The organism is Spirosoma knui, assembly GCF_054780635.1.
This window is the reverse complement of the sequence record NZ_BAAGVY010000024.1, coordinates 1-26,175: the sequence shown is the minus strand read 5'-3', so window position 1 is coordinate 26,175 and position 26,175 is coordinate 1. Positions and strand designations below refer to the sequence as shown.

The following is a 26,175-nucleotide window of genomic DNA, read 5'->3' as shown; positions in this document are numbered from 1 at the left end:
CTGAGCGGACATTACCGGAATTCAAGTGCTAGTTTATCTGTTCATAAACCAGCAACTCTCTTTGTTATGCGTTCGAACTGTTTTCTGTCCCTTGCTGGCTTGCTGGTAGGTACGTTCCTCTTCACGAGCTGTAATCAAACTGCACCTGCTTCAACGAGTGCTCCGCAAGACATTCGCCCGGCTCAACTTCCGCTTTCCAAACCCGGCGAAGCAGTCGCTACGTTTGCCGGAGGCTGTTTCTGGAGCCTCGACGAAGCCCTTGAATCGCTGAAAGGGGTTCGTATTGTGGTGTCAGGCTACGCGGGTGGCGATCTGGAAAACCCAACTTATGAGCAGGTCGGCACCGACCAGACGGGGCACGCCGAGTCCGTACAGGTGTATTACGATCCTAAGCTGATTTCGTTTGATACGTTGCTCGACGCTTTTTTCGCGGCTCACGATGCTACTACGCTCAATCGGCAGGGGCCGGATGTCGGCCGACACTACCGATCCATGGCATTTTACCGCACCCCTCAGGAAAAAGCCCGGATTGAAGCGGCCGTTCGACGTGAGCGAGCATCGGGCCACCATCAGGACCCGATCGTAACTGAGGTGGCTCCTTTTCAGGCGTTTTATCCGGCCGAAGTGTATCATCAGAACTATTACCGCCAGCACCCCAATGAGCTGTACGTGCGCGTGGTCTCGAAGCCTAAAGTCGAGAAGTTTCAGGAGCGAATGAGCGATTTCCTGAAAGAAGGAAACGAGTAGAAGCCTCAGAAACAGCGCCCGTATCCAGGCCAGACTGGGTAAACCGATTGCCTGCTTCGGTTTCTTTTGCTGCGGGTATACTGACCGTTTATTAATACGTTTGGGTATTCATTCGGCCCGTTCTAGAGCAATTTGTCAAGTCCGGTAACCGTTCGGCTTAAATGGCTGTTGACCATTTGCGACGAACCTTGTAACATTGCTCAGTCTTTCACTAACGACTGACACACATGCCCGAACCTGACAAATCGATTGGCCGTAAAATCCTGGGCTTTTTCATCAAAGATGAGGAAGCCGGAACGGTTGCCGCTGGCAGCCCGCCCGCGGGGGCTCCTGCCCCCACCGGTCCGCGTCCGCCCGTTGTTCCGCCTGCGCCTACCGAATCGCGACCGGCAGCACCAGCGGTACCGACATCGGGGGCTCTGGACCAGAAATTCGCCGAACATTTCGCGAACGTACTGGCTCAGAACAATCCGCCCGGGCCTGATTATTTCGAGTTCCGCGAAACGTTACGTAGTTTGAGCAGCCTTGGCTTATCGGAAGACAAGCAGTTTCAGGCGGCCTGGGCCAGCTTCAAGGCGCTGGGTGGACCGGCCGACGTATCGGTACTGACGAACACGGCGAATCAGTACATTGCGGCTCTGAACAAAGATCGGGATGGCTTTACCAGAAGTGTGGAAGCCGCCCTGGCCGAACGGGTTGGTGGCCTCCAAAATGAGCAGAAGCGGCTGGAAACCGAAAATCAGGCCTTAGCCAAACAGTTGGTTGAGATTCAGCAGAAGATCGACGCCAACAACGACCGGCTGTCCGCAATTGGAGGTGAGGTAACGGAGCAAAGTGCCAAAATCCAGCAAAACCGGCAGAATTACGACGTAACGTTTGCGCACTTTACGGATCAGATTAAAGGCGATATCGCCAAACTAACCCAGTACCTAAAGTAAGTTACAACGTTGTAGCGTTTTCGAGTTGTCTAGTTTGTTCCGCGTGGGTGAGCCCAGTCAGACTCTATATGCAACCAACTTTACAACGCTACAACCCTAAACTATATAACTTCTTATCAATGGCAACACCTGATTTTTCACAAATTGGCGGTAAGACCGACGTAGAGAAGCGTTCGTTCTGGAACCGTCCCGAAGGTATTCTGGGCATGATTGTGCTGGCCGGTGTGGCTGGTCTGGGCCTGGTATACTTCAACCGGATTATTGAATTTCTGATTCGGGCTACGTCCAACGTGCTCGAACTGGCACTGCTCCTCGGCGTACTGGGCGTTATCATCTTCCTGATCACCAGCCGCGACGTGCGCACGGCCGTGTTCTTCCTGTTCAAATCGCTGATGCGCAGCATTACGGGTACGGTAATCCAGTTGAATCCGATCGCGATCATGAAGATCTACGTGGATGATCTGAAGGAGAAGCGGCAGAAGATGCAGGGGCAGATTGACACGCTGGCGGGGCAACTGGTGAAGTTGAATAAAAAGATTAATGAAAACAACGAGCTTATTAAGCAAAAATTCGCCGAAGCCAACAAAGCGAACTCCCTCAGCGACCGACCCGGCATGCGCGAATCGGCGCAACTGGCAACCATCGAGGGCGCGGGTTTGCAGGAGATGAACGAAAAACTCTTCCCCCTGCAGCGGAACATGAAAACGGTGCTGGCGTTCATGGAAAAGGTCAACCAAAGCGCCGATTACATCATCAAGGAAACCGAAATCAAGGTTCGCCTGAAGGAAACAGAATATAAGATCGTTAAAGAAAGCTCGAATGCCCTAAAAACCGCCGTCAGCATCTTCAAAGGCGACCCCGACAAGCGCTTCTATTTCGATCAGTCGATGGAATACATTCAGGACGACATGAGCCAGAAATTAGGCGAAATGAAGCGGGCCATGGACCTGTCAATGGATTTTATTAACGGCGTCGATATTCAGAACGGTATCCTGTCCGATAAAGGGGAGGCTCTGCTGGAGGCCTATAACAAAGGGGAGTTCAAGATGGTACAGCTCGACGCGCCCAGTGCCAATCCGATTTCGGCTCCCATTCCCGGCCAGATCAACCCATCCAAAGACGCAGGTTATCGTAACCTTCTGGATTAAGTTCTAGAGTTGTACAGTTATAGAGTTGTAAAGTTTACCTTCTATAGCTGTTCAACTTTACAACCTTACAACTCTTTAACTATACAACTTCAAAACGATGCAACGACTAACCGTAGCCGGTAGGCTGCTCATCACGGCACTCATTCTGGCCGCTATTTTTTTCGGATTCCGGTATTTCGGCGGCAACGACGCGCTCCGTAAACTAGCGCCCAAGAACGACAAGGAAACCGAGTACAGCGAATCGCAAACGATGCCCCGCGCCGACGACGAAACGGCCGAAGGTGCCGTGGACGAGTCGACAGCCTCCGACAGCAAATCGGGTTCGTCTGACGAAGCAACCAGCGGTGGTGCCCGGCGTTCATTTACCTACACGCCCCCCGCTCCGCAGAACGGCAAGCTGAAAGGAGTTGTCGAGTTAGGAGCCAGCGGCTTCAACTCGTTCATCATCCGGATCGACGATCAGAAAAACTGGAAACTCGAAAAAGCGGAATTTGGCAATAGCCTGGTGCTGGAAAACATGGCCACCGATGAAGACGTCCGGTCCGGGTTGAAGAGCTACATTGGCAAAATGCTCGATTTCGGGGTCAGCGGTCGCGATATTCACTTCGTGGTGAGTTCGGGAGCGGTAAAGGCCGAAGGCACGCAGAAGATCATCAAAGCCCTGAAATCGCTGAATTATTTTGTGAACACCGTTACGGCCGAGCAGGAAGGTTCGCTGGCGCTACGTTCGGTGCTGCCCGCCGACTATGCCGACAATTCATTTGTGGTCGACATTGGTTCGGGCAACACAAAGATCTCGTGGAAAGAAGGCGGCTCGACCAAAGCGCTGGAAACTTACGGGGCTAAATATTACCAGAATGGCACGAGCGACGAAACGGTTATTTCGGAGGTAACGGCTAAAGCCAAGCAGGTGCCGTCGAATCACCGCAAAACCTGTTTCATCATCGGTGGTGTACCCTTTGAACTGGCCAAAGAGGTTCGCAACGGAAAAGAACGCTATACCGTACTGAACGCTCCATCGGCCTACAAGCTCGAAAATGCGAAATCGAAAGCGGGGCTGACCGTTTACAAAGCCATCGCCGAGGCTACCGGCTGCGACCAGTTCGTCTTCGACTGGGACGCCAACTTTACCATCGGTTATCTGCTGACGTTAAAATAAAGAGTGAATGAGCGAATGACCGGGCCAGCGGCCCGGTCATTCGCTCATTCACTCTTTCTCCTCTCCCATGACCCTCCGCGACGTTTTTGAGGCTATTTCGAGCCAGCCCGCCCTGCTATTTCTGCTGTTATCGGCGATACCAACCGCTGCGTTTCTGGTGAATTTGTGGTCGGGCGAAACGGCGGAAGAGATCTGGAAATGGCGGTACGTCTACGCCGTTTTAGCGTATCTGGCCTGTATTCCGGGCATCTTCGCCCTTACGTTAAATACGTATCTGTTTCTGTTCGAGCGACAAAGCATCTGGGACGCGAACCTGGCCGCGCAGGTATTTCCTATCTTGACCATGGTCGTTACGTTGCTGCTCATCCGGCGCAAACTTCCCTTCGAGTACATTCCCGGTTTCGGCAAACTATCAAATTCACTACTCCTGATTGCCGCCCTGATGGGGCTGCTGTGGATTGTAGATCGGACGCGCATTATAGCCATCACCTATATTCCGTTTGTGTACGTAGTAATTGGCTTTGTTATTCTCCTGCTCGTCATACGCTTCGCCTGGAAACGCATTTTTTAGCCGCCCGGTCAGGCATGGCCCGAAACAACATGGCTTTGCAGTCGCTGAATAAGTAAGGCAATCAGGCGACGCGTCAGTTCGGCTTCCTCCGCTATAAATTCCTGCCATTCGTCGGCGGTGAACTGCCCCAGCACCATCCCAATCAAGGTTAAGCGCAGCTTAGTATCCTGCCGCACGGCCTGCTCAATGTGAGCCAGCTTCTCTTTTTGGTTAAATCGCTCGTACGGCGTTTTTCGCTTCGGTACGTGATGCAGCCACATCGTCTGGAGGCTGCTATCCAACAGCTTCAGGATGGGACGTAGCGTTTGATTCTGAAACTGTTCGGCCGGGCTTACGGCGGTGGACTCGGTTTCTATCGTGGGCCGCAAAGGCATAGTTCGATCCGTCATTTCGACTCGTGTTTTTAGCTGATCGGTACGTTACTGGCACCGTACGAGTCAAGACAAGCCAGGCCTTTCTTTTGTTACGTTTCTAACGCACAACCGCTTATCTTCGACGGTTCTTTATGCCCCGTTTATGTCCCGTCGGCTTTACACGCTCTGTACTTCGGTTGCCTTTCTTGTTCTGCTGACGGGTTGTGAACCGACTTCCCCAGCCCGCTCACCGGGGTTTGAGTATTTCCCGCTCGACGCCGGTCGATACGTTGTTTATGATGTTCAGGAACAGTACTACGCCTTAAACTCCGCTCCCATCCAGCGATCTTACCAGCTTAAAGAAGTGACCGGCCCGGCCTATTCGGATGTGACCGGCCAGACGGCCTTTCAACTGACGCGCTACCGCCGTTCGTCGGCATCAGAGCCCTGGCAGGCTGATTCGATCTGGTCGGCCCGTTTGGTCAATAACGAAGCGATACGTACCGAAAATGGTCAGGATTTGGTTAAGCTCGTGTTTCCGGTAAGTGACCAGCTCAGCTGGAACGGGAATCGACATACGACCCGTGAACCGGATGATTACATCATTCGCAATAGCAACCAGCCTTACCGCGTTTCCGATAAACAATTTGACCAAACAGCGACTGTACTTGAACAGAACGATTCAACATTGGTTTCGCAGGATAAACGGCTGGCGGTGTACGCCAAAACCGTAGGTCTGATCTATAAAGAGCGCACCCAACTCCAGTTCTGTTCGTCAACACCCGCTTGCATTGGTACTTACCAGATTGATTATGGGATTCGACAAGTTTACCGCATCAACGCCTACGGGCGGGATTAAAAAAAGCTGGTTGTTCGTCTTCCTGGCCCTTGTTCAGTTCAGTACGTACGGCCAGCCTTCGCGCAAGTATCTGGTACTCCTGCGCGACAAAGCCAACACACCCTACAGTGTTAGCCGACCCGAGCAGTTTCTGTCGCAGCGGTCGATTCAAAGACGGCAGAAACAAAACATCGCGATTCTGGAACGCGACCTGCCCGTTAATCCCGCTTACGTAACGCAGCTCAGCCAGGCGGGTGCTAAAATCTGGTTTACGTCGCGCTGGCTCAACGCCGTTCTGATCGAAGCCACCGACGCGACCCTCACCGCCGTTCAGGGGCTTCCCTTTGTGAAGGGGTTGGAATTCGGCCGAACGTTATCGAATGCCCGCCAGGGAGCGCGGGTTGGCAGTACCGAGCGCGTATACACAAAATTCGGCGACGTGGAACCGTTGACCTATGGCACCTCACAGGCACAGGTGACCCAGATCGGGGCCGACGTTATGCACCAGCGCGGTTACCACGGGGAAGGTATTCTGATCGGCGTTCTGGATTCCGGTTTTCTGAATGCGAACCAGGCCGGGTTCTTAAAACCCCTTTTCGACGAAAAACGCGTAGTTGCTACGTACGATTTCGTCCGAAAAGAAACCAGTGTATACGAAGACGATTCGCACGGCTTATCCTGCTTATCGGTCATTGCCGCCACCGCCGACAATCAACTGTATGGCACGGCCTACAAAGCCTCGTTTGTGCTGTTACGTACCGAAGATGCTGCCAGCGAGAGCCGCGTTGAAGAAGCCAACTGGCTATTCGGGGCCGAATACGCCGACAGCGCGGGAGTCGATGTGCTCAGTTCGTCGCTGGGCTACACCCAGTTCGACGACCCCGCATCCAGCTATACGTATCAGCAGATGGATGGCAAAACAGCCCTCTCGACCCGCGCGGCCCAGATTGCCGCCGAAACCGGTATGGTGGTTGTGGTAGCGGCTGGCAATGATGGCAATAATGCCTGGCGATATCTGTCAGCCCCGTCCGATGCAGCGTCCGTGCTGGCGATTGGGGCCGTAACGCAAACCGGCCAGCGCGCATCATTCAGTTCATTCGGCCCTTCGGCCGATGGGCGCGTAAAACCGGATGTAGCCGCTCGTGGACAGGGAACAAGTATTGGTCTCCCCAATGGTCAGATCCAGATGGGCAATGGGACCTCATTTGCGACACCCTTGGTGGCAGGTCTGGCCGCGGGATTCTGGCAGGCGCACCCGCGCCTGACTGCCGCGCAGGTAATCGAAAGTTTACGCCGGTCGGGCAGTCAGTATGGTGCCCCCGACGATCAGTTGGGCTACGGCATTCCTCATTTCGAGCGGGCATCGGTGCTGGCCGATTCGTACAATCAACTGCTGGTTTTTCCGAATCCGTTCAGCGACGCCCAGCCGCTTTCTGTACAATGGGGTGAGGTCGCGCCAAATGTCCCGCTGGATGCTATGTTAACCGACCTGGCTGGACGGATCATCTGGCAAAATCGGTTAACGTCGTCAAGCCTGGCAGCCTTCGTGTTGCCCAACCTGAATCTGTCGGCGGGTATGTATATCATGACGCTGGTGGCGGGCGACAAAAAGCGCAGCCTGAAGGTTATTAAGCAATAGCGCTTTTTACGAACGACGGCGGACCAACGTAACGCTATGGCCGGTATAATTCCCCGATATGCCCGTGTATTGATTCGTCTGCTGACAGGTAATCACGATATTCTTTCGACTGAATACGCAGCGATCACTGGGCGACGGCTCCGTTCGGTACCCTGATCGAAGCAAGTCGTTTCGCAACTGCCTGTACTGCTCGCTCGACTGTACCTGATAGACGATAATGTCGGACCCGTTATTCCGGTCGTATTGAATAATTGCTAAGGCCCGATCGGGCGGGGTAAACAGCGGAATAGGCTGGTAAGCAAACAAACACGTCCATCCCCATACGTTTCCTTTGTTCTGATAACACACGAAGCCTTTTTGCAGCATCCGCAATTCGAACTCATCGACCGGCGATTGCAGGTAGTGCAGCAGATCGGCCAATTTAACCTGTTGGGCAAAAACGGGAAACGTAACTACGTACAGCCCAGCGATCAAAAATAATTTACGCATGGTTTTTGAAGAGGAGTATGGGACGGAGTAAAACTTGATGTCTTGAATCAGTTTAGCCCCCGGCAACTTTGATGCCAGTGCGTTTTCTGTACGTATTTCCCCTGTTTAGGCTGTATTGTATCAGCAAAAGTCCTACCTTTGGGCTTATTTATACAAATTCTAAATGAAAAAAGTCGTTTCAGTTGGCCTATTCTCGCTGATTCTGTACCATGCGTTACTTCACGTTCTGGTATGTCTCAGCTCGTGGTGGCAGGCTGAAATCGACCTTTCCGAACGCTTGCTGGTGTACCGGACGGTAGACAGTCTGGTTGAATTCAAACTCCCCCTGAAGGCTACTGGTCAAACCTACACGCTGATTGACAGCCCGAACGACGGATTCGCGTACCACGGCCGCTTTTACAGCGTCGTGAATTTTGAGGTGCGGGGCGATACGGTTCACATTGCCGGTTTAGAGATGAAAAGTCATGCGTTCTGGCAAAGCGATCTGCTGTCGTTTCTCAACGATCACCTGTCAGGCGCTACGGACACCCAGCACAAGGCGCTTCAATTTCTGAAACTCCTCCAGAAAGAGTATTCACCTAATCCGCAGCTCGTCTTTCGGTTTGCCTTCTCAATCTGGCACGAAACGGTTTGCATTCCGGAGCGACCAGTTGTTTCGCTTGCTTTCACCCAGCAGGTTCCCTCCCCCCCTCCTCAATCGCAACTGCAATCAAACTGCGCGGGGTAATCGTCCCATCCTTTTTTGGGTAGTTGATACGTCTGTCTGCTCAGGTCAGTTGAGCTGTGTGCGGGCCTGTCTTTTATCTATGCTTTCCGGTATGGATGCATTCCCTACGTTCAACGCGTAACGTTCAGATTCATTGGCAGTTATTTCGATTTTGGAATGAAAAAAATAAGTCTTGTTTATATAGTGTATCCCATTGGCCGACGGCTCTGCGGCTGGTCAGCGGGCTTGTTCATTACGTTGATTCCGACAATTGCCAGCGGGCAAAGCAACCCGGCCACCGATTCGCTCCGGGCCCGGCTGTTGGCCCCCGTTACGGTGAAAGGCGAGCGGGCAACCGTTGTTGAATCACTCCCCACCGTTCATGGCACGTACCTGATGGGCGGTAAACGGAGCGAAGTCATTCCGTTGTCGAACATCGACGCGAACGTAGCGGAGAAAACACCCCGTCAGGTGTTTGCCCGTATTCCCGGCGTGTTTGTCTATGACATGGATGGCACGGGCAACCAGATCAACATTGCCACCCGCGGACTCGATCCGCACCGTTCCTGGGAAAATAACATCCGGCAGAATGGCGTGATCACGAACTCCGATATGTACGGGTATCCCGCCAGTCATTACTCGCCCCCAATGGAAAGTATCGACCGGATTGAGCTGGTCCGCGGAACGGCTTCGCTGCAATACGGGGCTCAGTTCGGCGGCATGCTCAACTACGTAACAAAACGAGCCGACACGACCCGCCGGTTTGGTTTCGAGACGGTCAACTCCATTGGCTCCTACGGGCTTTTGAGCAGCTACAATGCAATCGGCGGACGAGTCGGTAAATGGACGTACTACGCGTATTATTACCGGCGCCACTCAGAAGGATACCGCCAGAATAGCCGCTCGAACGCCGAAGCGCAATTCGGTACGCTGCACTACCAGGCCACACCCCGTCTGGGTCTCACCGCCGAACTGGGCCGCTCTACGTATACCTACCAGATTCCGGGGCCGTTGACGGATGCCTTGTTTGCGCAGAATCCGCGCCAATCGACGCGCAGCCGTAACTACTTCAACCCCGACATCTACGTTCCGTCGTTTAAATTGAACTGGCAGCTTTCCGACCGCACCCGGCTGTTGTGGACGACGTCGGCGGTGCTCGGTGCCCGCAACAGCGTTCAGCTAGATGCTTTAGCCACGGTACCCGATACCATCAGCCGGATAACCGGCCAGTACCGGCCCCGGCAAGTCGACATCGACAACTTCAACAGCTACACGACCGAACTGCGTATGCTGCATACGTACCAGTTGGGCTCTGTACGGTCCAATCTGGCCGGGGGCGTGCAGTTGATGAGTACGGATTTGCATCGGCGTCAGTTGGGCGTAGGCACCACCGCCAGTGATTTTGACCTTACACTGACTGACCCCTTTAAACGGGATTTGCACTTTCGAACCAAAAATCTGGCGGTTTTCGCCGAAAACCAGTTCAATCTGACAAATCGCCTGATGATTGCGCCGGGGATACGTATCGAAAGCGGAAAAACCGAAATGCGCGGCACCATCAGCTATTACGATCCGCTGAATTTACCCACAGACATCAGCCATCAGTTTGCCTTGTTGGGGATTAACGCCCAGTACCGACTCAACGATGCCGTAAAAATCTACGGGGGCTGGTCGCAGGCGTACCGCCCGGTGGTTTTCAAGGACATCATCCCGACTTCCCTGTACGAGCGGATCGACAAAAACCTAAAAGATGCGTTTGGCTATAACGCCGAAATTGGCCTGGATGCGCACTGGGCAACGTTGCACCTGAACATTACGGCCTTCGATCTGCTGTACAGAAACCGGTTAGGTACGTTGCTGCTGAGTAATGCGGATGGCAGCAATTACATCTTCCGAACCAATATCGGAGATACCCGAAGCCGGGGTGTGGAAGCGCTTATAGAAGGACAACTCGTTCGTACGCAGCAGTTTCTGCTCAGCGGCTTTACATCGACGGCCTTCAACGATGCCCGCTACCTGAACGGTCGCGTCTCGGCCGGCTCCGAAAACCGAACGGTAACAGGGAATCAGGTCGAGTCGGCTCCGCGCTGGACCACCCGCAATGGCCTGACGGCCCGCTACCGAACGGCGAGCCTGACGCTGCAATACAGCTACGTAGCGCAAACGTTCTCCGATGCTCTGAATACGCCGGTTCCCTCAGCGAACGGGGCGGTCGGTCCGGTGCCTGCGTACGGCTTGTGGGATTTGAATGGCACCTGGCGCATCCGGCGTGGCCTGACCCTGCGCGGCAGTATTAACAACCTGCTCAACGAGCAATACTTCACCAAACGGCCCACGTTTTACCCCGGTCCCGGCGTATGGCCTTCCGACGGACGTAGTGCCGTGCTAACGGTTGGGTTAACCATCTGATCAATGTTAAAAATTGATTTCTATTACGCTTAATTACCTCACCCAACCTCTCCTCGAAGGAGAGGAGTTTTGGCCGGCAAGTTCTGCTCCTCCCCTTCGAGGGGAGGTTGGGAGGGGTACAAGAGGTAGCGTTTGAGAAAAGGGCAGAGAAAGTCCCAGTATCTGCTTTAGTATAAATCTCCCGTATAATCTGGCAGACTTAGCCAGGTTGTACGGGAGATTTTATTGATCCGGTTGTTAATGACAACGTATGCCAGCCATCGGCGTAGTGATACGAAACAGCCAGTTGATACGTATCACAAATCTGTTTGACAATGGCCAGCCCTAAGCCAACCGACTCATTCCCGTTCGCTTCTTTCCGGAATCGCTGGAACAGATTCATCGGGTCGGTGGCGAGTTCGGGGCCGGTGTTGCTCAGCCGTAGCTGATCGGCCGACGACTCAAGTTTAATGGCCCCCTCCGGCCGATTATGACGAATCGCGTTACTAACCAGATTCGTCAGCAGGCTCTCCGCCAGGAACGGCGGTAACTGGACCAGAAACGCTTCTCCGGGCATGACCGTAACAGTAATCTGCTTATGGAGCAGGACCTCATCCATATCGGCCAGTCGCTGAATCAACTCTGCCCGCAGATCAACCCGTTGCGTGTCGACAAACTGGCGATTCTCGATTTTGGCCAGTAACAACAACCCCTGGTTCAGGCGGGCCATCCGGCGCGACGCTTGGTAGATCCCATCAATCCAGTGCATTTGCGCCGTACTTAACTGCTCAGACTGAATGAGTTGCTCGACTTTGGCGTTGATTAAGGCCAGGGGCGTCTGCATTTCGTGGGAAGCATTTTCGGTGAACTCTTTCAGGCTCCGGTAATCCTGCTGCATTTTATCGGCCATCTTTTGCAGCACTTCGTTCAACTCGCTGAACTCGGTGATTTCCGAGTTTTCCAGCTGCAACGGTCTGCTCTCGCGCAGGTCGAACCCTTTGATGCGGGTCAGCGTACCGTAGAAAGGTTGCCAGATACGTCCCGACAGGCGGCTCTGGAACCAGAACGTGCCCAGCAGCAGCAGACCCAGAAAGAAAATCATGGTAATGGTAATTACCTCAATCAGCCGATACGTCTGAATCAGCGACTTACGAATGGCGACCCGGTGCATCGTGCCCTGGATAGGTACGTAAAACGTCAGTTGCCGAAACGGAATTACATTGTCGTCGTAGCGATTGCGAATAAGCGTATCGGTAAAGGTCTCTCCCGTCGAAGCCCGCTTGCCCACCGGTACCACCTCTATCTTATTTTCAACGAAATACGGACTGCTCGACCACGTATTATGGACCCGTACGTAGGCTTCAAAATCGCGCTTTTCGATGCGCAGGCGGGTTTCCACCTCGTCGTAGATCAGCAATCGACTGATCTGATAAAAGGCCATTGCCGTCAGCACGTAAACGACCAGCGAGAAGGCCAGATAGATTCGATTGGTTTTATTGAGCAGTTTCAAAGCGGACCGAATTTATACCCGATGCCATAAATTGATTGCACGTAATCGGCCGCTCCTTTTTCGATCAGCTTCCGGCGCAGGTTTTTGATGTGCGAATACACCATATCGAACGAATCGGCCGAGTCGATGTTGTCGCCCCACAGGTGCTCAGCAATAGACGCTTTCGTTAACGCTACGTCTACATTCGACAGAAAATAAAGCAGCAGGTCGTATTCCTTCCGCGAGAGCGTGGTCAGTTCGCCGTTTACGAAAACCTTGCGGGCGTGGGGGGCCACGGTGATTTCGCGAAAGTTAATCTCGGTATGGCCACCGAACTGCCGACGACGTAACAGCGACTTCACCCGCGCGTTTAGCTCCGAGAGATGAAACGGTTTCGTGAGGTAGTCGTCAGAGCCAATCTCCAAACCTTTCAGCTTATCTTCCAGGGCGTTGCGAGCTGAAATAATGATGACCCCCGTGGTCGCGATCAGTTGTTTCAGATTCTGAATCAGGTGCAGCCCGTCGCCATCGGGCAAGGTCAGATCGACAATCACGCAGTCATACGTGTACAGGTAAATGCGCTCGTCGGCTTCCCGAAAGGTTAGGGCGGTTTCGCAGACGTACCCTTCTTTACTCAGGTATTCAGTAATGCTTTCGGCCAGTCCGAGTTCATCTTCTACGACCAATATCTTCATAACGTACGGTCAAATGAACACGAAAGTAGCGCCTAATCTTGGAAATATTTGGGAGGTTTACCCCTGAGTTATCAGGCGCTTAACGAGACCGGTAATCGTCAATAATACCCTGCATGAGCCAGTTAGCCAGCGCCTGTCGGTTCGATGCGATCAGAAACCGGCGTTGATCCAGACTATTCTGGATGTTGCCCAACTCGATAAAAACCGTGGGCGGGTGGCTGTTTTTGACCACGTACAGCGAGTTGCGGGTTTTGACGTTCCCCGAGTAGGGCCGATCGGGCCGGAAACGTTTGTAGTTCGATTTAAACCGCTGGTGAATGTGTTTTGCCAGTCGTTTGCCTACTTTACTGCCACTGTGGTGGTAGAAGAAAACGTCGATCTTCTCCCCTTTTGTCCGGCTATCGACGTGAATCGTCACGAACCGACGATAAGCCGCTTTATGGCGGGCGTTGAGCTGATTAACCGCTGTAGTTGTCTGTTTCAGGCGGGCGTTCTGATCAAGCGGAATGGGCTGTCGGGGGTAAGCGACCTCGTCACGGTCTAACTTCAGTACGGCCTCGTTCCGGATACCGTCGTTCCGATCCTGCACAATCATGTAGACGCTCGCTCCCTGCTGTTTCAGGAGTTCAGCCAGTCGGATCGTTACGTCATACGCGTATTCGTCTTCGGGCAAGATGTGGCGTCCATACCGCCCAAGTGCTCCAGGATCGGGACCACCATGCCCCGATGCAAGGTAAAAAACGGTACCGCTCAGCGCTTTGCGGGATGACCGGGCTACGGCCGCACCAGCTTTTGCGGGTCGACTTTTTTTCTCTGCTTTATTCGTCCGCTTTGCCGCTGCCTTTCGGGCTGACGCCTTTACCGGTTTCTTACCTTTCTTGCGCCGTTTATCGGGGGTCTTGACCGCAGATTTTAGCGATGAAGGGCGGGAAAAATGGAGAGGTCGATTCGGCAGCGAACCAGTTTCCACGAGTGCACGGGCTGTATTTGCATACAGAATCAGGCAGATAAACGAAAAAAGAAGCGTTTGCAAAGGCTGGCCTTTTGGTACAAAAAACGAACGTTAACAGCCCGCAAAAGTACGGGTGAATGCAAAAGCCATCAAGCCGATGCCTAAGCTTATGCTCCATTCGCTAAAGCAAACGAGCCAGCCGATGCAGCAAACACCGATTGGCTCGTCCTTGCAGGAGTGCATCTACGTTACGCTAACGTAGCCTCCACGCTGATGGTCGTGTTGAACAGCTTCGAGATGGGACAGTTGTGTTCCGCATGATCAACCAGTTCGTCAAACTTCGCTTTATCGAGGCCCGGTACGCTGGCATTGAGCGTCAGTTTAGAACTGGTAATACCGCTGTCTTCCAGCGTAATGGCACATTTAACGTCCAGCGTATCGGCGGCAAAACCGGCCTGCTGAATATTGAACGCCAATTGCATGGCAAAACAACCCGCGTGGGCAGCCGCTACCAGCTCTTCGGGGTTTGTTCCAACGCCATCGGCAAAGCGGGTGTTAAAGGAGTATTGCGTTTCGTTGAGGACCGTGCTGGCGGTCGATACCGTTCCTTTACCATCTTTACCGGTTCCAGCCCAATGGGCCGAGGCAGTGCGTGTAATTTTCATGACGTTTATTTTAGATTTGTTTTTAAGAACGGGTCAAAGATAGGCTGAGCATCGCTTTCTGGTTTTCACCTATGTTAAAAAGCGTTTGTATACTGTTTAACCGGTATTTTATGTAATAGGATACTGACCATCAACCCGCCTGCTGAACGTTCCCTGTTTCAAGTCGCCCTTTTATCGAGTCAATTTAGCGTATGAGTTCGCCCGCCCATCTGATCTTACACCACCAGTTGAAGCAGTTTGCCCAACTGTCAGACAACGACCTTCAGGTAGCCGATGAATTCTGGCAGACCCGGGCCATTCCTAAACACGACCTGTTCAACTTCAGCAATTCCGTCTGTCGGCACGTTGGTTTTATCCTGAGCGGAATCTTTCGGGTGTATTACGTAGATCCTCGAACGGAACGGGAACACAACCTGTATTTTATTACCGAACATACCTTTCTGACATCTTTAAAAAGTTTATTGACACGTACCACCTGCCCGTACCTGATCGAAGCCCTGGAAGATGCCGAACTGCTGGTGATCGAGCACGACCGGCTACAGCAGTTGTACGAACAATCGCACGGCTGGGAACGGTTCGGTCGCCTATTAGCCGAACAGTATTTTCTTTTCAACCAGACGCGGTCAGAAAGTTTACTGACACAAACCGCCGAAGAACGATACGTGGATCTGCTGGAGCGGTCGCCCGATATACTGAATCGTGTTTCGCTGGGTCATATCGCGTCCTACCTGGGTATAAAAGGGCCATCGTTGAGCCGCATCAGAGCCCAGGTAGCGCATCGGTAACGAATAGGGCCGATCAATACCCTTCGTCCGTAACGAGGTAATAGTTTTTAGACCCGGCATCTGCTGTTGTGAGGGTCAGCCATTCGACGTGCGTATATACGTTGAACGGTACGACCTGGCAGTCTGTAACCACCTGCTGGTCAGCTTCCAGTTGCTGCCGGGCAAAGGCGATCGCTTCTTCTTTGGAATCGAAGCTGCCCAGCAGATCGCTCTGGTTGAAGTCAGGCTCCTGCTCAGGCAGTGTGCCGACTACATTCGAAATTGGGGAATCAACAGCACCTTCCGCGGCAGTCGCCGGGGCCGCATATAGCTCAATGGTCATCAGTTAAAACCGGTTCGTGTCTGTAGTTAACCGTTTTTGAGCCATTTTGATCGTCTATTTCAGAACATACAGAGTGTCTGCCCGAACCGATCACCGACCACCGGTTATGTCGATGAAGGTGCCCGTCGAGAACGAAGCTTCGTCGGAGAGCAGCCAGAGAATGGCCTGGGCCACTTCGTCGGGATACCCACCGCGTTTCATCGGTACGGTTTCTTTGATTCGGTCGACCCGGCCCGGTTCGCCACCGCTGGCGTGAATATCGGTGTAGATAAAGCCCGGCCGAACGGCGTTGACCCGGATGCCCTCGTCGGCTACCTCTTTGGAAAGACCCAGCGTGAAGGCGTCCATTGCGCCTTTGGAAGCGGCATAGTCGACATACTCGCCCGGCGAGCCGGTTCGGGCAGCAATGGAAGAGACATTCACAATAGCTCCGCCCGTACCACCGTGTCTGGTCGACATGCGTTTAATGGCTTCCCGGGAGCACAGAAAGCAGCTCACTACGTTGGTTGTCAGTATCCGCAGCAGCCGGTCGGCGCTCATGGCCTCCACACGCATCTGCGTTTCGAGCACCCCGACATTGTTGACCAGCGCCTGCAACAGACCGAATTCCTGCTCAACAGCTTCAAACAACGTAACGACTTCGGTTTCTACGGCGACGTCGGCGGCAAACGCAGCGGCTTTACCACCCTGTTGATTGATGGTATCGACAATACGTAGGGCGGCTGCTTCATTGTGCAGGTAGTTTACGGCAACCTGATAGCCTTTTTGGGCGGCCAGCAACGACGTAGCTGCGCCAATGCCACGACTGGCGCCGGTGATCAGTATCGTTTTGGTCATATATGTTGGTGAAAGTCATTTCGTCAAAGGGATTTCTCCATACAGATGCTTTCGGCGATCGTAACGTACGGGCCGTAGTTGGCGATACGCTGGTAGCCCAGCCGTTGATACAGGGCGATGGCTTCGGGTTGTTTATCGGCCAGTTCCAGCCGGGCGAACAAATATCCGTTTTCGGCGGCCCAGGTTTCCAACTCGGTAAGCATAAGCCGGGCAACGCCCAGCCTCCGGCTTTCGGGTCGCACATACATGCGCTTTATTTCGACGCGTCCGACTTCATCCAGCACTTTATAGCAGCCGCAGCCAACCGGCGTTTCGCCATCGAGCGCCAGCACAACCTGGGCATCAGCCGGGACGATGTTGTGCGGATCGAATTGCGCCTGCTGTTGACCATACCGATTCCGTAAGTCCGCATTTAATTCCTGAATCAAGGTCGTGAACCGATTATCGTCCGGCGTAGTACGTATAAGTTTAACCATACAGATTGGCCAGTAAAGTAATTACGTAACAGCTAATTAGCGAACTGGCGGCCTTACGTATGAAGTAATCAAATAAACCGTTTCTACCGAAAGCCGCTCGCTCGAAACGTTAAAGAAGGCACTTAATCTACTTACAATCAAGCCCTGTGGCATGAATAGCCCGTTCGGCCAGCAAACATTGTGGCAGGCCCTTAAGCGGAGGAAAGCCGGGAACCGTCCTGAATTAGCTACTTTTGCCATGCACTGCCTTACGTCTCACCCAAGCTCACACCGATGGCAATAAGTCCGCGATTGCGATACCTGTTTCTGTTTTCGTTACTTGTTCAACTTCTTTTCTGCATTACTCAGGTCGGTTATCTTCACCCCGACCAGCATTTTCAACTCATCGAGTTCTCGTCCTGGCAGTTGGGCGAGCCCAGTGGTGCCACCAGCGTCTGGGAACTGAACAGCCACATCCGGCCGACGCTGCAAGTGTATCTGTTCTCAGGATTTATTAAGCTTTGCCACTTTTGTTACGTATATGATGCCTACACGCAGTTGACGATAGTACGTATCCTGACCGGCCTGTTCAGTTTTACCCTGTTTAACGCACTCGCTCTGTATTATTTTAAGTCTGACAGAAAGCGGCTGTATCTGGTCCTGCTCTTGTTGAACGTATCCTGGTCGCTACCCTACGTCCGTACCTTGTTCAGTTCCGAGCTGGCTTCATCTATCGTGTTTTTCGGCGGCATTTTTCTGTACGAGCTAAGGAAAGAAACGTTTTGGGCCGTCCTGTTGACAGGCTTTCTGTTCAGCCTTGCCTTTTATTTCCGGTTCCAGATCGCGTTTGGGCTGGTTGGTTTTGGGCTATGGATGCTATTGATCGAGAAAAAATACACCCGCCTGCTACCGATGGCCATCGGTTTTGGATTGGGAATAGGCCTTAATATTTTCTTAGATTATCTTTTCTATCACCAATTCGTTTTTACCCCGTATGAATATTACCGGGTCAACATCACCGAAGGCAAAGCCGCGGAATTTGGCACATCGAGCTTCCTGAACTACGTCTTTATGCTCGCGCTGGTTATTGGTGCCCCCCCGCTCAGTATTTTTCTCTTCTACTACGCTGTAAAAGGAGCCATTAAAGAGTATCGCCAGCCGCTGGTATTGGCCGTATTAGTCTTTATTGTCGGTCACTGCCTGGTTGGTCATAAAGAAGAGCGGTTCCTGTTTCCGATCGTGAACGTCCTACCAATTCTAGCCGGCTGGGGCTTGCCGTCTTTCCTCCGGTATTATCAACAGGCAATCGCCCGGATTCGCAGTCTGTTAAACGGAGTGGTTTACTTTAGCGTGGGCCTCAACGTACTGGCGCTGGCTTTTTTAGCCCTGAATCCGTATTCGCAATCCATTGAGTTTTCGCGCAAGGTGACGAACACGTTCAGGGATACCTCGTCGACGGTTTACTGCCTGAAACGGACGCCCTTCGAAACCGAAAGCGGACTCCCGTTAACGTTCTATCGCCGGAACGCGCCGAATATCAAGCTCACTAAATTTCACGAAGCTGACTCGGCCCGCTATCTGAAAAAGGCCTGGCTCGCTACTACGTATAACGACGCGAAAGATAAGCTGCCGCTGCTCGATAGTCTGGGTTTCAAACCCCAGTTATATTCGTCCACTACGTTGTGGAAGCTCAATGAATTTCTTCAAAAACAGAACATAAACACCATCAACGAAATCTGGGTGCTGTACCGAAAAGAAGAGTAACCTGTGTTAGCTGTAGGCTACTGGTTTGGGTAATCGATTGACCAGCCAAAGACAGAACACCGCATTAAAGAGTAGGGTGAACGGAATTACAGACAGATTTTTGAAGAACAGAATCAATACCCATTCAGAAGCCTGAGCGGAGATAAGCTGACGCGCCTTAAGCGTGATGTACAAACAGGTCTCGTACGCAATGTGATCAATAAACGCATTCATCAGGAAAGCAAGGACCGAGAACACGCAGAGATTGACCAATATCGCCAGCCAGTTTTTGCGCATGGTTTGCAGGCTTAAACGCCAGCTCTGCTTACGGCGTTGTCGGTTGGTCACAAACCGAACCAAACGGGCAATTCCTGCCCTGATATTGGTCAACCCTAATGCATAAACGAAAAGGAGGATGCGGGCCGACTCGACGATTATTTCCAAACCGATGTTCAATTCGGAACTGATCGGTCCGAATGCGTTAAGCTGGATCGCCCGGCCAACAGCAGCGATAAATCCAAGGCCGAAAATGACCAGAAAATGATTCCTGAAAAAGGCGATGGTATACACTGTCCAATCCAGAGACTTGATGAGCCGGGTCGATAGTCGATTCATGATATAAGATTGATTTAGAATAGCTTACTTATATAAACCTGCCCATTTGGCCAATTATTGTCAACCTTACTTTTACCAGTGGCCAAAACAAAGCCGTCAATGGTTTATCCTGTTCGTTTACCCAACCTGACGGCCCATTAAAACCTAGATTATTCGGCTAGCGTACATTTTTCCCAAATGTTTCCAGAATTGACGTAGTGTTTTGCAGCCGTATCCGTGAGTCAGATCAAGTCCGGATACGTTGTATGGATGAAGCACTTACGATACGTACACCGAGTACGCTGGCAACCGGCCGCTGGTTTGCTGGCCCTGGGACTCGGCTTGCTGACGGAAGCATCAGCGCAGACTCTGACGCTAAATCAGGTAGTAGAGCAGAGCATTCGGCAGTACCCCTTTCTGCGCGCCAAGCAGGCCGAAATCAGCAGCGCCCAACGGCGGCTACAGGCCAGCCAGACCGAGTTACTGCCTATTGTGCAGGTGCAGGATCAGTACAACTACGCTACCAGCAATAGCCTGAACGGCTCGTTTTTCCCGAACGAAGCGATCAATATTTCAACTTCGGGCGGTGTGAGACCCGTGGCGGTTTCACAGGCCAGTTTCGGCAGCTTTACCAGTGCCTCCATCGAGTGGCGGGCCATTACGTTCGGACGGGTAAAAGCCAACGTTGGCATAGCCAAAGCCGAACTCCAGCGTAGTCAGGTCGACTACGAGAATGAGCTGTTTCAGCATCAGGTTCGCACGATTGATGCGTACCTGCTTTTGCTCATCAACCAGAAATTGGTTCAGATTCAGCAGAGCAACCTGGAACGGGCCGAAACCTTCAAGCGCGTGGTTGACTCGGGCGTCCGATCCGGCATGCGGGCGGGCGTCGATAGTGCGCTGGCTACGGCCGAAGCGGTTCGGGCCCGGCTACTGCTGCTCGAAAGTCAGCAGCGGGAGCAGGTTCAGCGCCTGCGTCTGTCGGAGTTGGCGGGTCAGCTTCAGAACAACATACAGGTTGATAGCCTGGGTTTTTACACCTCGCTACCCAACGGCGACGTTCGGGCCGATTCGCTGTCGCCCAATAACCCAACATTACGGTTATTCCAATCGCAGATTACCCTGTCGGCGGCTCGCAGCCTGGCGACGCAGCGATCGGGCATGCCCATCATTTCGCTGGTGGGTGTAGGTAATGCTCGGGGATCGGGTTTTTCCAATCAGGGGGATATGTTCCTGAACAATCAACTTAGCGGCTTCGGCTATCAGGTAGGCAACTACCTCGTTGGTATAGTAGCCCGCTGGAATCTGACAAACCTGCTACGCGCTCGTCATGATTACCACGCCGATCAGTTTCTGGTCGAGCGGTCGCGGCAGTTGTTTAACACGCAACGCCTGCAAATCACCCGGCAATATCAGGAAGCCGAAACCCAGTATCAGGTCGCACTGGAACAGGCCCGGCAGGCTCCGGTTCAGCTACGAGCAGCCCGGCAGGCCTATAACCAGGCTCGAACGCGCTATCAGAATGGCCTGACCGACCTGCCGACCCTGCTACAAAGCGTGGTGACACTCAACCGCGCCGAAGTAGACGGCTACGTAGCGACCAGCAACGTCTGGCGGTATCTGCTGCTAAAAGCGGCCGCTGAAGGCGACTTGTCTTTATTCCTGAATCAGATAAAGTAATGACAACCTGACTCCTTATTTGTCATGCAACAAATTATTCGTTCTGCCTTACGAAAACCCATTTCGGTTGTCGTTGGCGTAGTGGCTATCCTGTTTTTTTCGGTGATGTCGCTGTTCACAATTCCGGTCGATATTTTCCCGAACCTCGACTTACCAACGATCTACGTAGTACAGCCTTATGGTGGGATGGCTCCCGATCAGATGGACGGTTTTATCGCTACGCGCTACCAGGACCACTTTCTGTACGTATCGGGCATTCGCGATATTGACGTGAAAACTATTCAGGGATTGTCGCTCATCAAGCTGCAATTCTATCCGGGCACTGATATGGCACAGGCAGCCGCCGAAGTCGCCAACAACGTATCGCGGGCGAAGGCGTATATGCCCGAAGGTACGGTGCCGCCCCAGGTCGTTCGATTCGATGCCAGTTCAGTGCCGGTTGGGCAGTTGGTATTCGAAAGCCCGACCCGTTCGCTGAACGAAATCCAGGATTACGCTTCGTCGCGGGTGCGGCCAATGTTCTCTCGTATCGAAGGCGTATCCAGCCCTCCACCCTTCGGCGGTAACCAGCGCACGATCGTTGTTCGCGTCAATCCGCAACTCGTGCGCAGCTACCAGCTCACGCCCGAGGAAGTTATTAAAGCGATTGTTACGAACAACCAGCCCTCCCCCGCCGGAAACATTCGGATTGGCGATAAGACGCTGATGACGCCGGTGAACTCGCTGGTGAAGAAGCCGGAAGATTTTCTGAACATACCCATCCGCGTGGGTTCCGGACCGACGGTCTTCGTGCGTGACATCGGCACGGTAGAAGATGCCGCCGACGTAACGGTGAGTTATGCCCTCGTCAACGGTCGCCGGGCGGTATATATCCCCGTCGTCAAGAAGTCGGACGCGTCGACGCTGGACGTCGTGAACAACATTCGCAAGGCGATGCCGGAGCTGCAAAATGCCGTGCCGGAGGACGTAAAGATCTCATACGAGTTCGACCAGTCCGTTTACGTAACCAACTCGCTGAAAAGCCTGGTGACGGAAGGAATTCTGGGTGCCGTACTGACCGGTTTGATGGTCTTGCTCTTCCTGCGCGACTGGCGTAGTGTAATCATTGTGGTGTTGACCATCCCGATCTCGATTCTGTCGGCGGTGATTTTGCTCAATCTGTTCGGGCAAACCATCAACATCATGACCTTGTCGGGGCTGGCGCTGGCAATCGGGATTCTGGTCGACCAGGCGACGGTATCCATCGAAAACATTCACCAGCACCTGGAAATGGGCAAACCGAAACCCATAGCGATCTGGGATGCCTGTAAAGAGATTGTCTTCCCGGAATTTCTGATTCTACTGGCCATTCTGGCCGTATTCGCCCCAGCTTTTGTGATGAGTGGGGTACCCCGTTCGATGTTCCTGCCGCTGTCGTTGTCCGTGGGCTTTGCCATGATCGCGTCGTTCCTGCTCTCGCAGACGTTTGTGCCGGTGTTGGCGAACTGGCTGCTGAAAAGCCACCCGGCCCACGAAAGGGCGGAACACGAAGCACCGACGCTAGCCCTTGACAGCCGGGAGCGGCACATAATCGAGGATGAAGCCGCTCATCCGGCCGAAAACGCAAAAGGATTTGAGAAGTTTAAACAACGTTACTCGGCAGCGCTCGAAAAGGTGCTGAACCGTCGCGGCCTGGTTGTGGGTGGTTATCTTGTGGGTACCCTGGCGATCATTGTGCTGTGCTTTATGTTCATCGGCACGGACATTCTCCCGCATGGCAATAGCCATCAGTTCCAGATGCGGCTACGTATCCCCGACGGCACACGGGTGGAACGTACCGAACTAGCGACGCTTAAAGTGCTGGATATCATCAAGGAGTCCGTAGGGGCCGAGAATGTAGAAATCTCATCGGCCTATGTCGGCACAGTACCGTCCAGCTACGGTACGTCCAACATATTCGTGTTCAACAGCGGCCCGCATGAGGCTGTGTTGCAGGTGTCGCTGAACGAAGAACATCCGGTAAAAATGGATGACCTGAAAGAAGAGCTGCGGACACGTATTGCTAAAGCCTTACCGACTGCCAGCATCTCGTTCGAGCCCATTGAGCTGACCGAAAAAATCATGAGCCAGGGAGCCTCAACCCCTATTGAGGTAACGGTGGCCGCCAAAAATTTAGCCGAAGCCGGGCAATTTGCAAATAAGATTCGGGACCAGATGACGAAGATCGATTTCCTGCGCGATGTGCAGATCGCCCAACCGCTGGCGTATCCCGTTCTCAACGTAACGATGAACCGTGAACGGGCCGGGCAACTCGGTGTTACGTCTACTCAGGTAGCTCGTTCCCTGGTAGCCGCTACGTCGTCGAGTCGGTTCACGGACAAAAACCTTTGGCTCGATGAGTCGAAAGGCCTGGCGTATCAGGTGCAGGTGCAGATCCCGGAATACCAGATGAGCAGCGCCAACGACATTGGCAACATTCCACTCAAAAGTGGTGAAACGCGCCCGTTACTATCGGACGTGGCTACGTTTTCGGAGGGCAAAGCCCCCGGTGAATACGACCGGGCCGGCCCAAACCGGCTAGTAACGATCACCGCCAATCTGCAAAAGAAAGACCTCGGCTCCGCGCGCAAAGCGGTGGAACAGGCCATTAAAGAAGCCGGTGAGCCTCCCCGTGGTGTACTCGTGGAAATGGGCGGGCAGACGAACCTGCTCACCGATACACTGAGCAGCTTACAAACGGGTCTGATGGTGGCCATTGTGATCATCTTCCTGCTACTGGCGGCTAACTACCAATCCTTCAAACTGTCGCTGGTGATTTTGGCCGCGATTCCGGCGGTGGTAGCGGGTGCATTGCTGATGCTGCTGGCCTGTGGCGCTACGCTCAATCTGCAATCGTACATGGGGCTGATTATGTCGGTCGGCGTATCGGTGGCGAACGCCATTCTCATGGTGACCAATGCCGAGAACCTACGCTTGGAACTAGGCGATACGCGCCGGGCGGTGGTTATGGCGGCCAATAGCCGGATTCGCCCGATTCTGATGACCAGTATTGCCATGATTGCCGGGATGGTGCCAATGGCGTCCGGAATGGGAGAAGGTGGAGACCAGATTGCCCCACTTGGCCAGGCCGTAATTGGCGGATTGATTGCCTCTACCCTGGCGGCCCTGTTGATTCTGCCGTGTGTATTTACACAGTTCCAGACCAAAGCCGCCCTGCAATCCGTATCCCTAGACCCCGAAGATCCGGAAAGCAAGTTCTTTAAAAAGGAGACCCCTGATGTGCAAGCTGAACTAGTCGGCCACCCATAACTCACACTTCCCTAATCTATTGTGGCACTCTTTCACTCTTTGAATTTTCTATGAAATCATATCTGAAACTGCTCGGCCCTGCATCCCTTGCTGTTGGGCTGGCGTCCTGCTCGTCGGCCGTGAGCGACGATAAACCAGCCAAGAAAGAACCCGAAGTGCAGTCGGTCGCGGTGACCACGGTTCAGTCGATGCAACCCAGCAAACGGGTGACTCTGCCCGGCGAGTTGAAGCCCTGGAACCGGGTAAACATCTACGCCAAAGTGAAGGGTTACGTCCGCGACATCGCGGTGGATCGCGGCACATCTGTTCGCAAAGGGCAAGTATTGGCCAGGCTCGAAGCACCCGAAGTAATCGCTGAACTGAGCCAGGCGCAGGCCCAGATGCAGGCGCAGGAAGCAACGCTGGTTGAGCAAACAACCCGCGCCCGTGCCAGTCGGCTAACGTACCAGCGACTCGTGCAAACCGCTAAGATGGAAGGGGCTGTTTCGCTTAATGAACTCGACCAGGCGCACGCGCGGATGCAGGCCGATAGCGCGATGGTGGCCGTAGCGCGGGGAACCGTACAGGCCGCCCGGTCGAACTACCAGGCCAAAACTGAACTGCGGCAATACCTCACCATCACCGCCCCCTTCGATGGTGTCGTGATTGAGCGGAACATCAGTCCTGGCGCGCTGGTCGGCGCAGGCGATAGCGGCAAACCGCTGTTTGTACTCGAAGACAGCCGAACGCTACGCCTGACGGTGGCGATTCCGGAGAGCTTTGCCAACCAGCTACCCGCCAAAAGCGCGGTTTCCTTTACGGTCAACGCCATTCCGGAGCGTCGTTTCAACGCCCAACTGGCTCGCTCAGCCGAGAGCCTGATCGAAGCGAATCGAGCCATGATGGCCGAGTTCGATGTGAATAATGCGGGCCATGAGTTGAAAGCGGGGATGTACGCCGAAGTAACCTTACCCGTTGAGCGTTCGGCCAAAACGCTGTTTGTGCCTACGACCTCGGTCGTCAGTTCGAGCGAGAAGATGTTTGTAATCCGCGTTCGCGACAATCGGGCGCAGTGGGTACCCGTGCAAAAAGGGAACGTTGTCGATACCCTGGTTGAAGTATTCGGCGATCTGCAACCCGGCATAGCCATTGTGCGGACAGCCTCCGAAGAAATTCGCGACGGACAGGCGGTGGTGACCAGCCGCAAATAACACGTACACGTTCCTTTTATGACTTTCCTTATTCCAATCGAAATGTCGGGTTGGAATAAGGAAACTGACCTTCTTGAAATTACAGATAAAATGGCGGGGCTACGCGTCAGCAAAATACTGTTAATGTAACGTGAATTATGGATTATCCTCTGACCTCAAATGAACGACTTTTGCCATCCCGACGCAAGGAGGGATCTTCTGTCGCTGGAGTAAATATCAGCCTCTCCCGAAGATCCCTCCTTGCGTCGGGACGACAAGAGCTCCTAGTTATCTTTTTGATTTACAGTAGCTAACATCCATGATTCACGTTAATCCACTAGTCTAGTTACGCCTATAGTACTAATCACTTCTTTGAAATCTTAAGTAGTTCGCGTGTTTCGTCTCATTACGTAGTCATCTCAAGAAAATGTAGCGTCCTAAAATAAGTTTACATTTTTGAAGTGAATTTATTAGTTCATGCTTATAGTCCTACTATCCATTTACAGTATCTCAACTAAAAATTAG

At 53.1% G+C, this 26,175-nt stretch carries 24 protein-coding genes; 14 read left to right on the top strand and 10 right to left on the bottom strand.

What is annotated here, in order from left to right; genetic code table 11:
* The first annotated feature begins 66 nt into the window (after positions 1–66).
* The 5 genes from msrA (at position 67) to ACYVIY_RS28265 (ending at position 4,563) form a co-directional block, all read left to right on the top strand.
* Complete coding sequence (gene msrA, locus ACYVIY_RS28285; protein WP_460980027.1) at positions 67–747, top strand: peptide-methionine (S)-S-oxide reductase MsrA; 681 nt, start codon at positions 67–69, stop codon at positions 745–747.
* Between the two features lie 227 nt (positions 748–974).
* Positions 975–1,685: a hypothetical protein gene (locus tag ACYVIY_RS28280; RefSeq protein ID WP_460980026.1), complete on the top strand. Its 711-nt coding sequence runs from the start codon at positions 975–977 to the stop codon at positions 1,683–1,685.
* A 119-nt stretch (positions 1,686–1,804) separates the two neighbouring features.
* Positions 1,805–2,833 carry a hypothetical protein gene (locus ACYVIY_RS28275; protein ID WP_460980025.1) on the top strand — a complete coding sequence of 343 codons (1,029 nt, stop codon included), beginning with the start codon at positions 1,805–1,807 and terminating at the stop codon, positions 2,831–2,833.
* A 97-nt stretch (positions 2,834–2,930) separates the two neighbouring features.
* Positions 2,931–3,992: a hypothetical protein gene (locus tag ACYVIY_RS28270; protein ID WP_460980024.1), complete on the top strand. Its 1,062-nt coding sequence runs from the start codon at positions 2,931–2,933 to the stop codon at positions 3,990–3,992.
* A 67-nt stretch (positions 3,993–4,059) separates the two neighbouring features.
* Complete coding sequence (locus ACYVIY_RS28265) at positions 4,060–4,563, top strand: hypothetical protein (protein WP_460980023.1); 504 nt, start codon at positions 4,060–4,062, stop codon at positions 4,561–4,563.
* Positions 4,564–4,571: 8 nt separating this feature from the next.
* On the opposite strand, the gene ACYVIY_RS28260 is transcribed toward ACYVIY_RS28265, so the two are convergent.
* Positions 4,572–4,952, bottom strand: coding sequence for a glyoxalase (locus ACYVIY_RS28260; protein WP_460980021.1), 381 nt, complete (start codon positions 4,950–4,952; stop codon positions 4,572–4,574).
* 127 nt (positions 4,953–5,079) lie between these two features.
* Here ACYVIY_RS28260 and ACYVIY_RS28255 point away from each other — a divergent pair, with 127 nt between their 5' ends.
* The gene (locus ACYVIY_RS28255) at positions 5,080–5,775 is read left to right on the top strand and encodes a hypothetical protein (RefSeq protein ID WP_460980019.1); all 696 of its coding nucleotides are present in this window, start codon (positions 5,080–5,082) and stop codon (positions 5,773–5,775) included.
* The gene (locus ACYVIY_RS28250) at positions 5,729–7,393 is read left to right on the top strand and encodes a S8 family serine peptidase (RefSeq protein WP_460980018.1); all 1,665 of its coding nucleotides are present in this window, start codon (positions 5,729–5,731) and stop codon (positions 7,391–7,393) included. The genes ACYVIY_RS28255 and ACYVIY_RS28250 overlap by 47 nt, the downstream gene beginning before the upstream one ends.
* A gap of 6 nt (positions 7,394–7,399) precedes the next feature.
* Here ACYVIY_RS28250 and ACYVIY_RS28245 read toward each other — a convergent pair whose 3' ends face one another.
* On the bottom strand, positions 7,400–7,882 hold the full coding sequence (locus tag ACYVIY_RS28245; protein ID WP_460980017.1) for a hypothetical protein: 483 nt from the start codon (positions 7,880–7,882) through the stop codon (positions 7,400–7,402).
* A 163-nt stretch (positions 7,883–8,045) separates the two neighbouring features.
* Here ACYVIY_RS28245 and ACYVIY_RS28240 point away from each other — a divergent pair, with 163 nt between their 5' ends.
* Together ACYVIY_RS28240 and ACYVIY_RS28235 are read left to right on the top strand one after the other, a co-directional pair.
* Positions 8,046–8,609: a hypothetical protein gene (locus ACYVIY_RS28240; RefSeq protein WP_460980016.1), complete on the top strand. Its 564-nt coding sequence runs from the start codon at positions 8,046–8,048 to the stop codon at positions 8,607–8,609.
* Positions 8,610–8,765: 156 nt separating this feature from the next.
* Positions 8,766–10,997, top strand: coding sequence for a TonB-dependent receptor family protein (locus tag ACYVIY_RS28235; RefSeq protein ID WP_460980015.1), 2,232 nt, complete (start codon positions 8,766–8,768; stop codon positions 10,995–10,997).
* A gap of 199 nt (positions 10,998–11,196) precedes the next feature.
* Here ACYVIY_RS28235 and ACYVIY_RS28230 read toward each other — a convergent pair whose 3' ends face one another.
* The 4 genes from ACYVIY_RS28230 to ACYVIY_RS28215 form a co-directional block, all read right to left on the bottom strand.
* A complete protein-coding gene (locus ACYVIY_RS28230; protein WP_460980014.1) occupies positions 11,197–12,486 on the bottom strand; it encodes a sensor histidine kinase in 1,290 nt (429 codons plus the stop codon).
* The gene (locus tag ACYVIY_RS28225) at positions 12,483–13,160 is read right to left on the bottom strand and encodes a response regulator transcription factor (RefSeq protein WP_460980013.1); all 678 of its coding nucleotides are present in this window, start codon (positions 13,158–13,160) and stop codon (positions 12,483–12,485) included. The genes ACYVIY_RS28230 and ACYVIY_RS28225 overlap by 4 nt, the downstream gene beginning before the upstream one ends.
* 79 nt (positions 13,161–13,239) lie before the next feature.
* Positions 13,240–14,193: an N-acetylmuramoyl-L-alanine amidase family protein gene (locus ACYVIY_RS28220; protein ID WP_460980012.1), complete on the bottom strand. Its 954-nt coding sequence runs from the start codon at positions 14,191–14,193 to the stop codon at positions 13,240–13,242.
* A gap of 167 nt (positions 14,194–14,360) precedes the next feature.
* Positions 14,361–14,777, bottom strand: a complete 417-nt coding sequence (locus ACYVIY_RS28215) for an OsmC family protein (RefSeq protein ID WP_460980011.1) — start codon at positions 14,775–14,777, stop codon at positions 14,361–14,363.
* Positions 14,778–14,968: 191 nt separating this feature from the next.
* On the opposite strand from ACYVIY_RS28215, the gene ACYVIY_RS28210 reads away from it, so the two are divergent.
* The gene (locus ACYVIY_RS28210) at positions 14,969–15,562 is read left to right on the top strand and encodes a Crp/Fnr family transcriptional regulator (RefSeq protein ID WP_460980010.1); all 594 of its coding nucleotides are present in this window, start codon (positions 14,969–14,971) and stop codon (positions 15,560–15,562) included.
* Between the two features lie 13 nt (positions 15,563–15,575).
* Here the strand turns inward: ACYVIY_RS28210 and ACYVIY_RS28205 are convergent, their stop codons facing one another.
* The 3 genes from ACYVIY_RS28205 to ACYVIY_RS28195 all read right to left on the bottom strand — a co-directional run bounded on the left by ACYVIY_RS28205 (position 15,576) and on the right by ACYVIY_RS28195 (position 17,197).
* A complete protein-coding gene (locus ACYVIY_RS28205) occupies positions 15,576–15,884 on the bottom strand; it encodes a hypothetical protein (RefSeq protein ID WP_460980009.1) in 309 nt (102 codons plus the stop codon).
* 90 nt (positions 15,885–15,974) lie between these two features.
* Positions 15,975–16,721: an SDR family oxidoreductase gene (locus tag ACYVIY_RS28200; RefSeq protein ID WP_460980008.1), complete on the bottom strand. Its 747-nt coding sequence runs from the start codon at positions 16,719–16,721 to the stop codon at positions 15,975–15,977.
* A 23-nt stretch (positions 16,722–16,744) separates the two neighbouring features.
* Positions 16,745–17,197, bottom strand: a complete 453-nt coding sequence (locus tag ACYVIY_RS28195; RefSeq protein ID WP_460980007.1) for a GNAT family N-acetyltransferase — start codon at positions 17,195–17,197, stop codon at positions 16,745–16,747.
* A gap of 273 nt (positions 17,198–17,470) precedes the next feature.
* Between ACYVIY_RS28195 and ACYVIY_RS28190 the strand changes: the two genes are divergently transcribed.
* Positions 17,471–18,940 carry a glycosyltransferase family protein gene (locus ACYVIY_RS28190; protein ID WP_460980006.1) on the top strand — a complete coding sequence of 490 codons (1,470 nt, stop codon included), beginning with the start codon at positions 17,471–17,473 and terminating at the stop codon, positions 18,938–18,940.
* A gap of 6 nt (positions 18,941–18,946) precedes the next feature.
* Here the strand turns inward: ACYVIY_RS28190 and ACYVIY_RS28185 are convergent, their stop codons facing one another.
* A complete protein-coding gene (locus tag ACYVIY_RS28185) occupies positions 18,947–19,534 on the bottom strand; it encodes a hypothetical protein (RefSeq protein WP_460980005.1) in 588 nt (195 codons plus the stop codon).
* A gap of 249 nt (positions 19,535–19,783) precedes the next feature.
* Here ACYVIY_RS28185 and ACYVIY_RS28180 point away from each other — a divergent pair, with 249 nt between their 5' ends.
* The 3 genes from ACYVIY_RS28180 to ACYVIY_RS28170 are packed head-to-tail and all read left to right on the top strand — an operon-like array spanning position 19,784 to position 25,671.
* The gene (locus tag ACYVIY_RS28180; protein ID WP_460980003.1) at positions 19,784–21,193 is read left to right on the top strand and encodes a TolC family protein; all 1,410 of its coding nucleotides are present in this window, start codon (positions 19,784–19,786) and stop codon (positions 21,191–21,193) included.
* 24 nt (positions 21,194–21,217) lie between these two features.
* A complete protein-coding gene (locus ACYVIY_RS28175) occupies positions 21,218–24,481 on the top strand; it encodes an efflux RND transporter permease subunit (protein ID WP_460980002.1) in 3,264 nt (1,087 codons plus the stop codon).
* 50 nt (positions 24,482–24,531) lie between these two features.
* Positions 24,532–25,671, top strand: a complete 1,140-nt coding sequence (locus ACYVIY_RS28170) for an efflux RND transporter periplasmic adaptor subunit (protein ID WP_460980001.1) — start codon at positions 24,532–24,534, stop codon at positions 25,669–25,671.
* The last annotated feature ends 504 nt before the right edge of the window (positions 25,672–26,175 follow it).

Excerpts from the sequence above, each read along its gene's own strand:
- ACYVIY_RS28275 (WP_460980025.1), top strand. The coding sequence starts at position 1,805 with ATGGCAACACCTGATTTTTCACAAATTGGCGGTAAGACCGACGTAGAG.
- ACYVIY_RS28280 (WP_460980026.1), top strand. The coding sequence starts at position 975 with ATGCCCGAACCTGACAAATCGATTGGCCGTAAAATCCTGGGCTTTTTC.
- ACYVIY_RS28175 (WP_460980002.1), top strand. The coding sequence starts at position 21,218 with ATGCAACAAATTATTCGTTCTGCCTTACGAAAACCCATTTCGGTTGTC.
- ACYVIY_RS28180 (WP_460980003.1), top strand. The coding sequence starts at position 19,784 with ATGAAGCACTTACGATACGTACACCGAGTACGCTGGCAACCGGCCGCT.
- ACYVIY_RS28185 (WP_460980005.1), bottom strand. The coding sequence starts at position 19,534 with ATGAATCGACTATCGACCCGGCTCATCAAGTCTCTGGATTGGACAGTG.
- ACYVIY_RS28260 (WP_460980021.1), bottom strand. The coding sequence starts at position 4,952 with ATGACGGATCGAACTATGCCTTTGCGGCCCACGATAGAAACCGAGTCC.
- ACYVIY_RS28210 (WP_460980010.1), top strand. The coding sequence starts at position 14,969 with ATGAGTTCGCCCGCCCATCTGATCTTACACCACCAGTTGAAGCAGTTT.
- ACYVIY_RS28245 (WP_460980017.1), bottom strand. The coding sequence starts at position 7,882 with ATGCGTAAATTATTTTTGATCGCTGGGCTGTACGTAGTTACGTTTCCC.
- ACYVIY_RS28195 (WP_460980007.1), bottom strand. The coding sequence starts at position 17,197 with ATGGTTAAACTTATACGTACTACGCCGGACGATAATCGGTTCACGACC.
- ACYVIY_RS28190 (WP_460980006.1), top strand. The coding sequence starts at position 17,471 with ATGGCAATAAGTCCGCGATTGCGATACCTGTTTCTGTTTTCGTTACTT.
- ACYVIY_RS28240 (WP_460980016.1), top strand. The coding sequence starts at position 8,046 with ATGAAAAAAGTCGTTTCAGTTGGCCTATTCTCGCTGATTCTGTACCAT.
- ACYVIY_RS28200 (WP_460980008.1), bottom strand. The coding sequence starts at position 16,721 with ATGACCAAAACGATACTGATCACCGGCGCCAGTCGTGGCATTGGCGCA.
- ACYVIY_RS28170 (WP_460980001.1), top strand. The coding sequence starts at position 24,532 with ATGAAATCATATCTGAAACTGCTCGGCCCTGCATCCCTTGCTGTTGGG.
- ACYVIY_RS28215 (WP_460980011.1), bottom strand. The coding sequence starts at position 14,777 with ATGAAAATTACACGCACTGCCTCGGCCCATTGGGCTGGAACCGGTAAA.
- ACYVIY_RS28255 (WP_460980019.1), top strand. The coding sequence starts at position 5,080 with ATGTCCCGTCGGCTTTACACGCTCTGTACTTCGGTTGCCTTTCTTGTT.
- msrA (WP_460980027.1), top strand. The coding sequence starts at position 67 with ATGCGTTCGAACTGTTTTCTGTCCCTTGCTGGCTTGCTGGTAGGTACG.
- ACYVIY_RS28205 (WP_460980009.1), bottom strand. The coding sequence starts at position 15,884 with ATGACCATTGAGCTATATGCGGCCCCGGCGACTGCCGCGGAAGGTGCT.
- ACYVIY_RS28225 (WP_460980013.1), bottom strand. The coding sequence starts at position 13,160 with ATGAAGATATTGGTCGTAGAAGATGAACTCGGACTGGCCGAAAGCATT.
- ACYVIY_RS28270 (WP_460980024.1), top strand. The coding sequence starts at position 2,931 with ATGCAACGACTAACCGTAGCCGGTAGGCTGCTCATCACGGCACTCATT.
- ACYVIY_RS28235 (WP_460980015.1), top strand. The coding sequence starts at position 8,766 with ATGAAAAAAATAAGTCTTGTTTATATAGTGTATCCCATTGGCCGACGG.
- ACYVIY_RS28265 (WP_460980023.1), top strand. The coding sequence starts at position 4,060 with ATGACCCTCCGCGACGTTTTTGAGGCTATTTCGAGCCAGCCCGCCCTG.
- ACYVIY_RS28250 (WP_460980018.1), top strand. The coding sequence starts at position 5,729 with ATGGGATTCGACAAGTTTACCGCATCAACGCCTACGGGCGGGATTAAA.